Genomic DNA, 15,035 nt, shown 5'->3' with positions numbered 1-15,035 from the left:
CCTCACCCGTGCCGGCAGGTCGGCGCCACTCCTCTCCCGTGAAGGCGACGCGACATCTCGTGTGCAACCAACCCCCTTTTGTTCCACAGGAGTTCATGTCGGCCCCGCACGATGGCCCCAGGTGTGACGGCGCGCACGATCACACCCCGGGAATCGGCGGGCGCGCGCTGTTCGTGACGGGCGCGGCCGCCGCCCCTGCGGTGGGAACCATGAGCTTCGCGGCGGCGGCCGGCCAGAGCCAGGAGACCCGGACGGTGCGCGGCGTCCTGCCGCCCGCCGCCCCGGACTTCGTCTACGTACCGGTCGAAGACCTCGCGGGGATACGAGAGTTCAAGGTCCCCTACGCCTACGCCAGACCCTCGGTACCGGCCGGTGCCCAGGGCAACGCGTTCGACATCGGCCTCTTCGACCAGGACGGCACCGAGCTGGGCGGCAGGGGCTTCCGGGCTGGTCGGGCGGCGCCCGCACGGAGTCCCTCGTGCGGGCCGACGACGCGACCCCGGGCTGACGGAGGGCATGCGGCCACCGGAGCCGATGCGCAGGGCGGCCAGGGCACCGGTCTCGTCGCGGGCGGCGGGGGGACGTCCACGTCGGCGAGGCGGGCGGGGACGTCGTACGACCCCGGGCGCATCTGCTCGTGGGTGATGACCCCCAGGCCGACCTCGCCCCGGTCGACGCCGACGGCGGTGCCGGGGCGGGCGAGGGGGCGGCGCAGGCCCCCGGGGACCCGCCGGTCGCCGAGCGGGCCGATGTCACCGGGCTCGCCCGTGACGGACGGAAGCGGCCGCCGAGGAGGGTCATCTCCTTCAGCGGAGCGCGTACGGTGCGCGGGGCGGTGTCCCGGCAGTCGGCGGCAACGTGCTCGCGTGGATGTCCATCGCGCCGCCCACAGAGGTAATTTGACGTTTCGTCACCTCTTGGGAGGAGCCTCGTGCGTGCGAAGGGGGTGTGTGGGGTTTGTGGACTGCCGCCCGGCGGTCTGTGATCGGCGTCTCGCACGGCTGACGCAACCACCCGGAACAAGGCAAACTGACGGGGTTGTCTGTGATGCCTAGGGGGCGAACGCATGGACGGTCGGCCGCGAGTGCCTGAGCAGCGGCGTCCTGGCTCCGCGAAGGGTGCGGGGGCGGAGGCGCTGCGGTTCGGCGTGCTCGGTCCGGTGCGGGCATGGCGCGGCGAGGAGGCCCTGAACACGGGCTCCCCCCAGCAGCGGGCCCTGCTGGCCGCCCTGCTGCTGCGCGAGGGCCGTACGGCCACGGCGGCGGAGCTGATCGACGCGCTGTGGGGGCCCGAGCCGCCGTCGCAGGCGCTGGCGGCCGTCCGCACGTACGCGTCCCGGCTGCGGAAGGTCCTCGCCCCCGGCGTACTGGTGAGCGAGTCCGGCGGGTACGCGGTGCGCGGGCTCGGCGAGGGCGCGCTGGATCTCGTACGGGCGCAGGACCTCGGCGCGGAGGCCGAGAAGGCGCGGGGCACCGGCGACCTGACCCGGGCCCGCGCACTGCTCGACGAGGCGCTGGACCTGTGGGACGGCGAGTCCCTGGCCGGTGTCCCCGGGCCCTACGCGGAGACCCAGCGCGTGCGCCTGGAGGAGTGGCGGCTCGGCCTGCTGGAGTCCCGCCTGGACATGGACCTGGAGCAGGGCTGCCACGCGGAGGCGGTGTCCGAACTGACGGCGCTCACCGCCGCGCACCCCCTGCGGGAGCGGCTGCGCGAGCTGCTGATGCTGGCGCTGTACCGCAGCGGACGGCAGGCGGAGGCGCTGGCCGTGTACGCCGACACGCGCCGCCTGCTCGCCGAGGAGCTGGGCGTGGACCCGCGCCCGGGTCTGCGCGAGCTCCAGCAGCGCATCCTGCGGGCCGATCCCGCCCTCGCGGAACCGTCGGCGCCGGTCGCGGAGCCGCCCGCGGCGCCGGTGCGGCCGGCCCAGCTGCCCGCGTCCGTACCGGACTTCACCGGCCGGGCCGCCTTCGTGGACGAGCTCAGCACGGTGCTGGCCTGCGCCACGGAGTCGGTGGGCAGCGTGATGGCGGTGTCGGCGCTGGCCGGGATCGGGGGCGTCGGCAAGACGACCCTCGCGGTGCACGTGGCCCACCGGGCGCGGTCCTCCTTCCCCGACGGCCAGTTGTACGTCGACCTCCAGGGCGCGGGCCCGCGTCCCGCCGAGCCGGAGACGGTCCTCGGTTCCTTCCTGCGCGCCCTCGGCACGGCGGACTCGGCGATCCCGGACTCCCTGGAGGAGCGGGCGGCGCTGTACCGCTCGGTGCTGGACGGCCGCCGGGTCCTCGTCCTCCTCGACAACGCGAAGGACGCGGCGCAGGTACGACCGCTGCTGCCCGGGACGGAGGGGTGCGCGGCACTGGTCACGTCCCGGGTGCGGATGGTGGGGCTGGCGGGCGCGCACCTGGTCGACCTGGACGTGATGTCCCCGGACGAGGCACTGGCCCTGTTCACCCGGATCGTCGGCGCGGAGCGGGTGGCGCCGGAGCGGGACGCCGCGCTCGACGTCGTCGCCGCCTGCGGCTTCCTGCCCCTCGCCATCCGCATCGCCGCGTCCCGCCTCGCGGCGCGGCGCACCTGGACGGTCTCGGTGCTGGCGGCGAAGCTCGCCGACGAACGCCGCCGGCTGGACGAGCTCCAGGCCGGCGACCTCGCGGTCAAGGCCACCTTCGAACTCGGCTACGGCCAGCTCGACGCCGCCCAGGCCCGCGCCTTCCGCCTCCTCGGCCTCGCCGACGGCCCGGACATCTCCCTCGCCGCCGCGGCCGCGGTCCTGGACCTGCCGCCGGAATCCACCGAGGACCTCCTCGAATCCCTCGTCGACACCTCCCTCCTCGAATCCGCCGCCCCCGGCCGCTACCGCTTCCACGACCTGGTCCGCCTCTACGCCCGCGCGTGCGCGGAACGGGACGAACAGCCGCCGAGCGAGAGGGGGGCGGCGATGTCGCGGTTGCTGGACTTCTATCTGGCGACGGCGGCGGGGGTGTACGCGATCGAGAGACCGGGAGACCGGCTGGTGGACCACCTGGAGCCGACCTGTGTACCCGGACTGGTCTTCCCCGACCGGCGTACCGCCCAGGACTGGCTCTACTCCGAGGCGGTGCCGCTTCTGGCGTGCGTACGGCAGTCGTCGAACGGCCCGACGCTGCGCCGGGCCGTCGACCTGCTGTGGGCGGCGGTCGATCTCGCGGAGTCGGGCGCGAACTTCAAGGAGTACGAGGCGGCCGGCGCCGCCCTGCGCGACGCCGCTCATGCCGCATCCGACGGCCGGGCCGAGGGCCGCGCGATCCTGGTGCTGGCCAACGCCCGCCACTGGTCCGGTCAGTTCACCCTGGCCGACGAGGAGGCCCGGCAGGCACTCGCCCTCTCGGAGGCCGCGGACGACCCGCTGCCCTGCTGCTGGGCCGCGAACCTCCTCGGCGCCTTCTGCTTCTACCAGAGCCGTTATGCCGAGGGTGAGGAGTACCTGGAGCGGGCCATAAGGGACTTCCGGTCCTGCGGGGACCTCTCCGGCGCGGCAGCGGCGCTGTGCAACCTCTCGCGACTGCACCTGCAGACCGAGCGGGCCGACAGCGCGGTGCATCTCGCCCGGCAGGGCACCGACATGTACGAGGAACTCGGGCACTCCCTCAAGGCCGCCAATGGCCACTACGCCCTCGGGCTGGCTCTGGGCAAGAGCGGCCGGCTGGACGACGCCGCCGCGCATCTCGGTCAGGCACTGCCGGTCTTCCGCGTCAGCCGCCAGCGTCTGTGGGAGGGGATGACCCTTTTCCGGCTCGCCGAGGTGGACCTCCTCGCGCAGCGCCCCGCCCAGGCGGCGGCCCATGCCGAGTTGGCTTTGAGCCAGCTGCGGGACATCGGTGGCGAGTGGCGCCGCGGCGGCGTGCTGACCGTACTGGGCAAAGCCCTGAACGGGATCGGACACACCGGCAGGGCCCAGGTGTGCTGGCGGGACGCGCTGGAGATCTACGAGCGGCTGAAGTCACCGGAGGCCAAGGAAGTACGGGCGCTTCTGGTGCCGGCCACCGCGGGCTGACGGGCACGTCATGCCGACGTTCATCGTTCGTTTATCGCCCCCAGGCATGCTCCTGGGTGTCGGGCCGTCGCGTCGGGGGGCGCACGGACCGCCGGTGAGGCCGCCAGGCTCACGATCTAGAGTGGGCGGCTCCAGCAGCGGCCCATCCGGTCGCTTTCGGGGGATGACCGGATGGGTCCGCCCAGCTGCAACACGAATACCAAGGGGAGCACCTGATGAGCGACACCACCAACAGCGAGCCGACCATCAAGCCGTTCAACACCCACATCACGGACGCCGAGGCCGGCACGGCGGTGCAGCCGCTCAACACCCACATCACCGACGCCGCCGCCGACACGGCCGTGGAGCCGCTGAACACCCACATCACCGACACCACGAACGCGGTCAGCGGTGGCACGGTGGAGCCGGACAACACCCACATCACGTCCAGCCCCAGCTAGAACTTCTCTCAGGACGGGGTCGGCCGCGGCGGCGCGGAGGGGGAGCCGTCGCGGCCGAGGTGTGTCTGGAGAAGATCCAGGTCAATCCGTGGCGGGAAGCGTCACCGGCGTTTGGAGATCATCCTCCGCCGCGATCAACGTCGGCTGAGTCAGCCGACAGGATGAGGGCCGAGCGGATGCCCGGCCCTTGGCGTATCACCGGAGGACCGGCACGCACCTTGGCCACGCCACTGCGTCCAGCACGGCCGCGCCGTTATTCCACGGCCGTGGCCTCGGGAGCGATCTTGCAGTGGTCGGGCAGGTCGGGGGAGTAGCCCGAGTCGTATTCAACCTTGGCCTTCAGCGTGCCCTTCGCCGGGACGGTGACGTTCTCGTAGTTGAAGTCGATCTCCGTGTCGTCGCGGTCACGGAAGGAGACGTCGACGGTGAAGGTGACCTTGCGGTTGTTCGGGTTCGTCAACTCGACTGTCGCGTAAGGCCGCTTGGCGTTCGCGCAGCTGATCAGTCTCAGCTTGCCGTCCTTGAGCGCGCTGCCGCCTCCGGAGGACGCGGAGGGCGTGGTGCCGTGCGTGGGCCGGCGGTACGTGCCGCCCGTGGTACTCGTGCCGCCCGTGGTGCTCGTGCCGCTGCTGCCGTAGTAGTCGTCGTCGGTTTCGTCGGTGTCGTCGTATGATCCGCCGCCCGAAGACGAGGACGACGAGGACGACGAGGACGAAGTGTCGTGGTCCTGGCGGGAGTTGCTGCAGCCGCCTCCCCCGCCGCCGTGGCTGTGGCCATAGCTGTGGCCGTGGCCGCTGTGGCCCCCTCGTGAGAAGCCCGTGAGGCCGAGCACCACGAAGGTCAGTACGGCCGTGAACTTCAACGCGCGCGTCCGTGTAGGCATGGGCATGTCGACCAGCCTATCCGGAGAGTGCTCACCGCCTGGCGGGGTTCCGGCACGCCGGGTAGCGTCGGGCCTGGGACGGCCGCCGTCCGGAACCCCTTTCCGTGCACCGGTGCGACGGCCGTCGCACCCCGCGCGTCAGGCCGTACGGGCCGTCCCCGTGCCCTTCTCCGCGTCCAGCGCGTACACGCAGCGGTCCTTGCTGCACGCGTACACCACCCCGTCCCTGACCACCGGGGAGCCGGTGATCTCGCCGCCGGTGGCCAGCTTCCAGCGCAGCCGGCCGTCGTCGGCCTTGAGCGTGTAGAGCAGGTGGTCGGTGGAGCCGAAGTGGATACGGCCCTCCGCGACCACCGGGGCGCCGACCACGTCCCCGCCCGCCTGGAAGCGCCACTTGGGGGTGCCGGTGACCGCGTCCAGGGTGTACAGGCCCTTGCCGCTGCCGACATGGACGTGTCCGGCGGCGACCAGGACGGGTTCGACGGAGGAACGGGCCTCCGTGGCGATGCGCCAGCGGTCGCGGCCGTCGGTGGCGTCGAGGGCGTAGACCGTGCCGAGGTAGTCGGCGAGGTAGACACCGCCGCCGGTGACGGCGGGGCCCGGCGCGAAGGCGGGCGGGCCGAGGAAGACCGCCGGGGCCTCGAAGTGCCAGCGCACCATGCCGCTGACCGCCTCCACGGCGAGGACGCGACTGCCCGCGCAGACGTACACATAGCCGTCGGAGGCCGGGGCGAGGCGCACCGGGACGCCGCCGCAGGAGGCCGCGTCGCCGATGGGGTAGGCCCAGCGTTCCTCGCCGGTGCGGGCGTCCAGGGCGCGCAGCCGCGCGTCCTGCCAGACGTAGACCGTGCCGTCGTGGACGAGCGGGCCCGCCTCCGGGGTCTCGAAGTCGGTCTGGCAGCCGGTGATCTCCCAGAGCCGCTGTCCGTTCGACGCCTCCCATGCCTGGACACCGCCGCCGCGGGTGCCGGTGACGACGGTGCCGCGGTCGGCCTTGAGCGAGTACACCCAGGCGTCCGTGGACAGCCGCCACAGATCGGTGCCCTCGCGGGCGTCCAGGGCGAACAGGGTCGGGCCGTCGGAGGCGTGCACGCGGCCGTCCGCGACCGCCATGGACCAGGCCACGTCGCGCGTCTTGAAGCGGCGGCGGCCGGTGCCCACGTCCAGGGCGTGCACCTCGAAGGAGGTGACGTAGACGAGGTCGCCGTCGACGGAGGGGGTGCCCCAGACGTCGTTCGACATGCGGAAGCGCCAGGGCCGCCAGCCGCTCGCCTGCTCCGGGGCCCCGGGCGCGGGGGCGGGTACGGCGGGGTCGGCGCCGGCCACACCGGGGCGCGGACGGGACCAGTTGGCGACCAGTCCGGCCTCCGGCGGGGGCGCCTTCACGGCGGCGGCGCGGGCGTCGGCGACGCGGGGGCCGGGGCCGATGGGGACCGGGGCGCCGGCGAGCCGGACGGGACCGGTGTCCGGGGCCGAGGCGGGGGCCGCGAAGGAGGCCGACGGGACGGGCGGGTCGTACGGCGGGGGCGGCGGGACGGCCGGGCCGGCGGTGGGACGGGGGCCGGGGCCGGTCGCCACCGGGGCGGGCTTGGCGGCGGGACGGCCGCCGCGGCGGGCCTCGATCAGGGCGACGGCCTTCTCGGGCAGCCAGGCGGACGCGGTGCCGCTGTCGTCCGAGCCGGAGCCGAAGAGGTGGGGCGCGAGCTGGGCCTGGAGGTCGGCGGGGCTGGGGCGGCCGGGCGCCTCCATCTGCATGCAGACCTCGATGAGCGGGCGCAGCTCGTCCGGCAGGCCGGAGAGGTCGGGCCCCTCGCGCAGCAGCATGAAGACGGTCTCGACCGGGTTGGCGCCGTGGAAGGGCGGGTGTCCGGTGGCCGCGAAGACCAGCATGGAACCGAGCGAGAAGATGTCGCTGGCGCCGGTGACGCTGCGGGAGTCCTTGGCCTGCTCGGGCGACATGTAGGCGGGGGTGCCGACGGCGACGTTCGTCATCGTCAGCCGGGTGTTCGAGACACCGGAGGCGATGCCGAAGTCGATCACCCGGGGGCCGTCCTCGACCACGAGCACGTTCGAGGGCTTGAGGTCGCGGTGGACCAGGCCGGCGCCGTGGATGGACTGGAGGGCCTCGGCGACGCCCGCGGCGAGCCAGCGCACGGCCTGCGCCGGCAGCGGCCCGCACTCGTTCACTATCTCCTCGAGGGAGGGCGCGGGGACGTAGGCGGTGGCGAGCCAGGGCACGGCGGCGCGGGGGTCGGCGTCGACCACGGCGGCCGTGTAGAAGCCGGAGACCGCGCGGGCCGCCTCCACCTCACGGGTGAAGCGGACACGGAAGAGCTGGTCCTCGGCCAGCTCGGTGCGCACCGTCTTGATCGCGACGCGCCGGCCGGACGCCGAGCGCGCGAGATAGACCAGCCCCATGCCGCCGGCGCCCAGCCGGCCCAGCACCTCGAACGGCCCGATCCGCCGCGGATCGTGCTGCGTCAGCTGATCCACTTGCCTGCCACCTCCCCGTACTGGCCGCCACCCCATTTGTACGCGGCCGAAGTGCAGCGTCTCACCACCGCACCGCCGCGGCGGCACGCACCCCGATTCTTCCTGGCCGGGCGGCCGGTTGCGAACCCGGGGACAAATCAGGATGTCCTACCGTTGCAGTAGTGCGAACGACGCCCCTTGATTGTCGGTGACGACGGCCACTCGTCCGTACGACGTCTCGAAGGGCGGCGCCTGCACGCGCCCGCCGAGCCGTCGCACGACGCCGAGCGCCTCGTCGAGACCGGTGACACGGAAGTGCGCGAGGAGGTGCGGGGGCATCTCGGCGGGGAAGACGTCGGTGATGTCGGCGCGGCCGAAGTCGGGTTCGGCGCCGGGGGCGAACAGCGCGTGGTGGAACAGACCGCCGTAGAAGGTGTTCGCGCCGGTGGTGTCGCGGGTGTACAGCTGGGCCCAGGCGAACGTGCCGGGCTCGTGCCTGCGCCCGAATCCGGGGTGCCGCCTCGCCTGCCACAGTCCGAACACCGCGCCCTCGGGGTCGGCGGCGAGCGCGGCCCGGCCGAGTTCCGCCACGGGATACGGCCCGACGACGATCTGGCCGCCGGCGGCGACGATCCTCCGGCTCAGCGTCTGCACGTCCGGCGTCGCGAAGTACACGGTCCAGACGGTGGGCATCCGCCCGTCCGCCTTCCGCTCCAGCTGGGCCACCGGCCGCCCGCCGAGCGTGGCCCACACGGATCCCGCCTCCCCCTCCCGGAAACTCCACCCGAAGAGCTCCCCGTAGAACCGCTTGCCCCCTTCGAGGTCGGGGAGCTGCGCGTCGAGCCAGCAGGGGGTGCCTTCGGGGTAGGGGGGCTGGACGGGGGGAGATTTCTCCGTGGACGCCGGGTCAGGGGCGGGGGCCGGCTCGGCGGTGCCCGGCTCCTCGGCGGGCCCGGGGCCCGGCCGGCCGGCGGCCGGCGAGGGGGAGGCGGGCACACCGGGTCGCGCCCCCGCACCGGGTGCTTCACGCGAGCCCGGGTCCGGCCCGGATCCCTGCCGCGCGTCCGGCTCCCCTCGGGCCCCGCGACCCGCACCGGGCCCCTCTCCGGCCCGTCCGCCGGAACCGCCCCGCGCATCACCGCCCGGCCCCGCGCCCGATCCCTCCGGCCTCCCCGGCACACCCCCGCCCGATCCCTCCGGCCTCCCCGGCACACCCCCGCCCGGCCCGTTGCTTGCCGCGATGCGCCCCGCGCCGCCGGACCCGCCGGCCGCCGGCCGCCCGTCCGGGGGTGTGCGCGCCTCTCCCCCGGCGCCTCCCCACGCCCCGAAGCCCGCGCCTCCACCCCCCGCGAAGCGGCCCGCGCCGCACCCCACGACCCCCCGCTCGCCCTCGGCCGCCCCACCCGGTCCACCCCCCGGTCCCCCGCTCTGACCCCCGTGTGGCTCTTCGTTCGTGGATGCCCTGTTTTCGGCCATGTCGTCAAAGTAACCGGGTGGCGCGCAGCCCGCAGACCAGGCACACCAGGCTCGATAGGCCCGCGCACCCCATTTGCAGTCGGCCGAATCGCGCTCCCATCACCCCTCGGTAAGCTGACGACATGACAGGACAAGTGCGTACCGTCGACGGCCGCGTGGCCGGCCGGCGTGGGCAGGCGACCCGGCAGAAGCTGCTCGACTGCCTCAGCGAGATGCTCAGCTCCTCCCCGTACCGGGACGTCAAGGTCATCGATGTCGCGCGGAAGGCGGGCACTTCGCCCGCGACCTTCTACCAGTACTTCCCGGACGTCGAGGGCGCCGTCCTGGAGATCGCCGACCAAATGGCGGCCGAGGGCGCCGGATTGACCCAGCTGCTCGAAGGACGCTCCTGGGCCGGCAAGTCCGGCTGGCAGACCTCGCAGGAACTCGTGGACGGCTTCCTGGACTTCTGGAAGAAGCACGACGCGATCCTGCGCGTGGTCGACCTCGGCGCCGCCGAAGGGGACAAACGGTTCTACAAGATCCGCATGAAGATCCTCAACTCGGTCAACAGCTCCCTCGCCGACTCGATCGCGGAACTCCAGTCCAAGGGACGCGTCGACAAGGACGTGAACCCCTCCGCGGTGGCCGGCTCCCTCGTCACCATGCTCGCCGCGGTCGCCTCCCACCAGAAGGGCTTCTCCGCCTGGGGCGTCAAGCAGGCCGAACTCAAGCCCAACCTGGCTCTGTTGGTGCACCTGGGCGTCACGGGGCGCAAGCCGTCGAGATAGCACCCGTACGTCTCGTACGCGCCCTTGAAGCCAAGTCCTGTCTCGCAGGCGGTGGTTCACCGACGTGAGCCGCCGCCTGGCGCGCTCTCGGGGGCGACGACTCACGCCGGCAGCGGCCGGTCCCGTACGACGTGCTTCATCACCAGGGTCGAGGTCAGCCGCTGCACCCCCGGCAGGGTCGCGAGCCGCTCGTCGTACAGCCGCTGGAACGCCGCGAGGTCGGCCGTGGCCACCCGCAGGAGATAGTCCGGCTCCCCGAACAGCCGTTGCGCGTCCAGCACGTGGTCCAGTTCGCTGACCGCCCGTTCGAACTCGGCCACCGTGTCCCGGTCCTCCTGCCGCATGGACACGAAGACCAGCGCCTCGAAGTTCAGCCCGAGCGCCGTCGCGTCCACCACCGCCCGGTAGCCCCGGATCGCCCCCGACCGCTCCAGTTCGCGCAGTCGCCGGTGGCACGGCGAGACGCTGAGCCGCACCCGCGCGGCCAGCTCGGTCACGGTCAGCCGACCGTCCTGCTGGAGTTCGGCAAGGATTTTCCGGTCCACGTCGTCCATGAAGAAGATATTTGCCCGGAAGCGCCGATCACGGGCAAATTTCGGAAACACTTTTGGGCCGAACGCGCCTAATGTCCCCTTCATGGACTCGGGACTGCTCTTCTCCTTCCTCGTCGTGGACCTGCTGCTGGTGTGCGTGCCGGGCGCCGACTGGGCGTACGTCATCGCGAACGCCCTGCGCGGCGCCCGGGTCCCGCGCGCGGTGGCGGGGCTGGTCTGCGGATACGCCGTGCACACGGCGCTGGCGGCAGCCGGTCTCGCGGTCCTGGTCGCGGGCTCACCGCGGCTGCTGACGGTGCTCACCGTGCTGGGCGCCGGCTATCTGCTCCGGCTGGGCTGGAGTGTCCTGCGCCGCCCCGCGACCCCGGAGGCCGGCGAGGTCGCCCCGGCCGGGGGGCGCCTCTTCCTGCGCGGGGCGACGATCAGCGGCCTGAACCCCAAGGGCCTGCTGCTCTACCTCTCCGTCCTCCCCCAGTTCCTCACCCTGCGCGGCGCCCACCTGCCCGTCCCCGCGCAGACCGCGGCCCTCGGCCTGCTCCACATGGCGTGCTGCGCGGCCGTCTACCTCACCGTGGGCGTCCTCGCCCGCGCCCTGCTGTCCGCCCGCCCCGCCGCGGCCCGCGCGGTGACCCGCACCTCGGGCGCCGCGATGCTCGGCATCGGCGCCTTCCTGCTGGTGGAGCGGCTCGCGACCCTCTAGCCGGCCCTCGGCCGCGTCCGGGGCCCGGGGGCGGGCGTCACCCGACCCGCGCGGGGACCTCCTTCATGCCGTCGACGACGGCTCGCCGGAGGACGGCGTTGGTGAACAGGACGGTCCCGGGCTTGATGACCGCGTCCAGGCCGCCGGCCTTGCGCACCTGGACGGACCGCTCGCCCAGGAAGACGTGGGTGTTCCTGTCGAAGATCCATTCCTCCCGCTGGCCGCTCTGCTCGTCCAGCCGGGCGACCGCGATGCCGTGCCGGCCGACCGCGTCGACGGCGTCGTGCACGGTGACGACACCGGGGATCTTGGCCGCGGCCTTGAACAGTGCCTTGGAGAGGGCCGGCGGGGGGTAGCTCTCGACGAGCAGGTCGCCGATCGTGGTGAACGCCTCCTGGTCGGGCGAGTTGCCGTGCCCCTTGGTCTCCTTGTAGATCTTCGTCAGGAGGGTGTCGGGGTCGGTGGGGAGCGTGGCGAGGTAGTCGTACGAGGGGTTGTTCAGGCCGGCGACGGGGGTGTTGCCCTGTTCGTCGGGCAGGCTGAGGGTCTCCCCTTCGGGACGGTCGTTGACGGAGGGGTCGATCAGCCACCCCTTGGTGCCGTCGGGGGAGTACCACACCTGGCGCTTGTGCAGCGCGTGGCTGGCGAGGCTGCTCTTGTCGCCGACGATCTTCAGGAACGTGTCGGCCGCCTTGGACTCGATGTACACGTACTGGCCCGGCTTGAGGACGGGGTGGTCGTCCTTCGCGGACACGAGCGAGACCTGGTCGAGCAGCCGGCTCACCCCGTCGGGGCTGGCGGCGCCGATCCGCGTGGTCAGGGCCGGCCCGGTGGCGAGCCGGTGGGGTCCGTGCCCGTTCCCGCCGGTCATCGCCGTCCCGGCGATGACGGCCGCGGCCACGGCCGCGGCGAGGGCGGGCAGCGCGATCGCCGGGCCGGGCAGCCACGGCCGGCGCGCCTTCGCGGTGCCGGGGGACGTCTCCTGCGTGCGCTGCTCCTGCTCGATTCGTGCCATAAGACGCTCCCTGTGGTGGTCGTGGCGGCCCGTCGGCAGGTCGCGCGCGGTCCGGGACAGCAGCCGTGCGGCTTCCTCCCACTCACCCGGGTCGGGCCGGGACGTGTTCGCGCTCATCGGTTTCCTTCCTGTGCGGGCCGGACGGTGTCGATGCGATCACCAGGTATCTGTCGGCCGGTCGCTCCGGCTTCCCGTCTGCCGCGGCTTTTTTCGGATCGTCCCGCCGGTCCGGTGCGCGCCGGGCGGGGAGCGGGGCCCTCCCGGTCGCCGGTGACGGCCCCTGCGGGACCGGCGGACCGCGCCAGTTCTGCGTCCGCGAGGGAGCGCAGTTTCCGGCGAGCCCGGGACAGCCGGGAGGCGACCGTGCCCACGGGGATGCCGAGCGCCTGCGCCGCGGCCTCGTAGTCGAGCCCTTCTCCCACGCACAGCGCGATGACCTCGCGCTCGGGTCTGCGCAAGGTGGCGAGCACCCGGAGGGCCACGGCCAGTTCGCGCTGGTCGTCGATCTGCTCGGTCACCTCGTCCGCGTGGTCGGGCACGTTCGGCTCGGCCGCCGCGGCGGCGAGGGCCGCTCGCCGGTACCGCCGGTTGCTGCGGTACTGGCTGCGTGCCGTGTTGGTGGCGATGCCGAGCAACCAGGGCCTCAGCGAGCCGCCTTCGGCATCGATCCGGTGGCGGAGCCGCCATGCCTCCATGAAGGTGGTGGCCATGATGTCCTCGGCCGTCGACCAGTCGGCGGTCAGACGGAAGGCGTGGTTGTACACGCCGCGGGCGTAACTGTCGAACAACTCGGCGAACGCGGCCGGTTCCCCCGCCCGTAGCCGGGTACGCATGTCAAGGTTCACCTCTGGTACCTGTCGGATTCCCGGCCGCGCTTCCCGTGACGTGCGTCACGGCCGGGGCGGAGAAGGGAAGGGGCCGATGCCCCGACAACCCTGCCAGGCGGCCTCGGGCGGCCCCGGCCGACGCCGCGGACCAGAGTCTGCCGGTCCACCCACGGCCCGGACCGCTTGGGCCCACCCAGGGGTGTCCGGTCAGCCGCGGAGTCAGGTCTCCCGGCTGATCCCCTTCTGATGGGCGGCGACGGCGGCCGGAACACCAGGGCCGCCCCCCCTCCCAGCAGTACGGCGGTGACCCGCACGTCGGTGCCCCGCCGGCTGATCGACGCCGCCGGGCGGCCCGCTCCGGGCGCCCGTAGGGGTGAGGAGCACGCCGGGCGGTGTCGCCCCGCTCTCCCCGACGGCGGCCAGTGGCTCGCCTCGCCTTCGAGCGGGCCGCGGTGCGCCCCCGCGCGATCGATCTCGCCGAGACCTACGACGCCTTCGCCTCCGTGATCCTGGTGACGTCGTGGGACCCGGGCCTCCGCGCCAAGAGCGAGGGCGGGATGTCCGTGGAGAAGGGCCGGCTGCTGGTGGACCCGGCGGCGGCGGGGCTGTCCGCCCAACACCCCCTGAAGCGCGGCATGTTCCTGCTCACGGAGGCCGTACGGCGGCCGGGCGGCGAGGCCGGGCAGCGCCGAGTCCGGTGCCGCGACGGGCGGTTGCCGCGCCTCGCGGTCGCGTCCGGCACCGGGGGCCGGTTCCGCTCGTCGGGCACCGTGGCGCCGGGCCGCCGGCCGCGTCCTCCCCGTTCCTCCCTGTTCCTCTCCGTTCCTCCCCGCTCCCCGTCATTCCTCGTCCCGCAGCCGGCGCCAGACGCGGGTGCGGTGCAGGACGTAGAAGGCGGCGGCCAGCACGCACAGCTGGAGGCCGATCGCGAGCAGCCAGAAGACCGCGCGGCTTTCCAGCTCGTCCGTCAGGAAGGCGAAGTTCATGCCGAAGAAGCCGGTCAGGAAGGACAGCGGGAGGAAGATCACGGACACGATGGCCAGCCGGTTGATCACGTTGTTCTGCTCGCCCGCGACAAGGGAGGAGTAGCTGCCGAAGGCCCGGCGGGCGGCCTCCTGGAGGGTCTCGATGTCGGTGAGGACCAGCCGGGCCATGTGCTGGAACTCGCGGGCGAGCCGCCGCCGTTCGGCCGGGAAGTCGGGGCTCGTCATCCGGCGGGTGATGACCTCGTCCATCACCTGGAGGTAGGGCAGCAGCGTGTGGTGCAGCAGGGCGGCGCGACGGCGCAGCCGGGACAGCCGGTAGCCCTGCTCGGGGCGCCGCTGCCGGAACATGTCGTCCTCCAGCTCCTCCACCTCCAGCAACGCGGCCACCGCGGCCCGGCGGAAGGTGGCCAGGGCGGACTGGAGCACCAGGAAGAGCAGGGTCACGGCGTCGCGCGGCCGCTCCCGCCGCACGTGCGCGGTGATCTCCGACGCCAGGGGGGCGGGGCCCCGGTGCGCGGTGACCAGGTAGCGGTCCTTGGCCACGGCGTGGGCGTAGGTGACGTGCTCGTCCTGGACGACGGGGATCACCAGGCCGACGGCGTCGCCCAGGAAGTCGGCGCGGGCGGGCTCACCCGGACGTCCGAACCAGTCCAGGTCCGCGTCGCCGAGCCCGAGCCGCCGGGCCAGCGGCTCCCCGTCCTCCGCCCGCTCCCCTTCCGGCAGCTCCACGTCCACGAGGAGACCGCGGGTGGCGGCGAGTCCCCGGCGGGCCTCCGCCAGGTCGGTGCGCGCGGTGGCGCCCTCCGGTATCCCCACCACCGTTACGATCATCGCCCTCACCACCGGTCCGTCGCCCCGCTCCCAGCCTGGGCGGACGCG

Annotated in this window: 11 protein-coding genes and 3 pseudogenes; 6 read left to right on the top strand and 8 right to left on the bottom strand. The window is 73.4% G+C overall.

Going from position 1 to position 15,035, the window contains the following annotated elements; all coding sequences use genetic code 11:
- Positions 1–95: 95 nt before the first annotated feature.
- A pseudogene (locus tag QSK45_RS21605) lies at positions 96–505 on the top strand (CehA/McbA family metallohydrolase); the annotation flags it as partial.
- A 75-nt stretch (positions 506–580) separates the two neighbouring features.
- On the opposite strand, the pseudogene QSK45_RS21600 reads toward QSK45_RS21605, so the two are convergent.
- A pseudogene (locus QSK45_RS21600) lies at positions 581–840 on the bottom strand (amidohydrolase family protein); the annotation flags it as partial.
- Positions 841–1,066: 226 nt separating this feature from the next.
- On the opposite strand from QSK45_RS21600, the gene afsR reads away from it, so the two are divergent.
- Both afsR and QSK45_RS21590 read left to right on the top strand, forming a co-directional pair.
- On the top strand, positions 1,067–4,033 hold the full coding sequence (afsR, locus tag QSK45_RS21595) for an SARP-family global regulator AfsR (protein ID WP_285559330.1): 2,967 nt from the start codon (positions 1,067–1,069) through the stop codon (positions 4,031–4,033).
- A 215-nt stretch (positions 4,034–4,248) separates the two neighbouring features.
- Complete coding sequence (locus QSK45_RS21590; protein ID WP_285559329.1) at positions 4,249–4,473, top strand: hypothetical protein; 225 nt, start codon at positions 4,249–4,251, stop codon at positions 4,471–4,473.
- A 253-nt stretch (positions 4,474–4,726) separates the two neighbouring features.
- On the opposite strand, the gene QSK45_RS21585 is transcribed toward QSK45_RS21590, so the two are convergent.
- The 3 genes from QSK45_RS21585 to kbpA form a co-directional block, all read right to left on the bottom strand.
- A complete protein-coding gene (locus QSK45_RS21585; protein ID WP_490993597.1) occupies positions 4,727–5,362 on the bottom strand; it encodes a hypothetical protein in 636 nt (211 codons plus the stop codon).
- Positions 5,363–5,494: 132 nt separating this feature from the next.
- Positions 5,495–7,885 (bottom strand): protein serine/threonine kinase AfsK, encoded by a 2,391-nt coding sequence (afsK, locus tag QSK45_RS21580; RefSeq protein ID WP_285559328.1) that lies wholly within the window; start codon positions 7,883–7,885, stop codon positions 5,495–5,497.
- A 111-nt stretch (positions 7,886–7,996) separates the two neighbouring features.
- Entirely contained in the window at positions 7,997–8,824 is an 828-nt protein-coding gene (gene kbpA / locus QSK45_RS21575) for an AfsK-binding protein KbpA (protein WP_285559326.1), read from the bottom strand.
- Positions 8,825–9,438: 614 nt separating this feature from the next.
- Between kbpA and QSK45_RS21570 the strand changes: the two genes are divergently transcribed.
- The gene (locus QSK45_RS21570; protein WP_285559434.1) at positions 9,439–10,074 is read left to right on the top strand and encodes a TetR family transcriptional regulator; all 636 of its coding nucleotides are present in this window, start codon (positions 9,439–9,441) and stop codon (positions 10,072–10,074) included.
- 101 nt (positions 10,075–10,175) lie between these two features.
- Here the strand turns inward: QSK45_RS21570 and QSK45_RS21565 are convergent, their stop codons facing one another.
- A complete protein-coding gene (locus QSK45_RS21565) occupies positions 10,176–10,628 on the bottom strand; it encodes an Lrp/AsnC family transcriptional regulator (protein ID WP_351863815.1) in 453 nt (150 codons plus the stop codon).
- Between the two features lie 82 nt (positions 10,629–10,710).
- On the opposite strand from QSK45_RS21565, the gene QSK45_RS21560 reads away from it, so the two are divergent.
- Positions 10,711–11,328 carry a LysE family translocator gene (locus tag QSK45_RS21560; protein ID WP_285559323.1) on the top strand — a complete coding sequence of 206 codons (618 nt, stop codon included), beginning with the start codon at positions 10,711–10,713 and terminating at the stop codon, positions 11,326–11,328.
- A 37-nt stretch (positions 11,329–11,365) separates the two neighbouring features.
- Here QSK45_RS21560 and QSK45_RS21555 read toward each other — a convergent pair whose 3' ends face one another.
- The gene (locus QSK45_RS21555) at positions 11,366–12,460 is read right to left on the bottom strand and encodes a CU044_5270 family protein (RefSeq protein WP_285559322.1); all 1,095 of its coding nucleotides are present in this window, start codon (positions 12,458–12,460) and stop codon (positions 11,366–11,368) included.
- Positions 12,457–13,176 carry an RNA polymerase sigma factor gene (locus QSK45_RS21550; protein ID WP_285559320.1) on the bottom strand — a complete coding sequence of 240 codons (720 nt, stop codon included), beginning with the start codon at positions 13,174–13,176 and terminating at the stop codon, positions 12,457–12,459. The genes QSK45_RS21555 and QSK45_RS21550 overlap by 4 nt, the downstream gene beginning before the upstream one ends.
- 386 nt (positions 13,177–13,562) lie before the next feature.
- Here QSK45_RS21550 and QSK45_RS38585 point away from each other — a divergent pair.
- A pseudogene (locus QSK45_RS38585) lies at positions 13,563–13,931 on the top strand (thiolase C-terminal domain-containing protein); the annotation flags it as partial.
- 78 nt (positions 13,932–14,009) lie between these two features.
- Here QSK45_RS38585 and QSK45_RS21545 read toward each other — a convergent pair.
- A complete protein-coding gene (locus QSK45_RS21545; RefSeq protein ID WP_285559318.1) occupies positions 14,010–14,987 on the bottom strand; it encodes a magnesium transporter CorA family protein in 978 nt (325 codons plus the stop codon).
- Positions 14,988–15,035: the final 48 nt, after the last annotated feature.

This window comes from Streptomyces hygroscopicus subsp. hygroscopicus, assembly GCF_030269125.1.
Classification (GTDB): Bacteria; Actinomycetota; Actinomycetes; order Streptomycetales; family Streptomycetaceae; genus Streptomyces; species Streptomyces hygroscopicus_C.
This window is presented reverse-complemented; position numbering and strand designations above follow the sequence as displayed.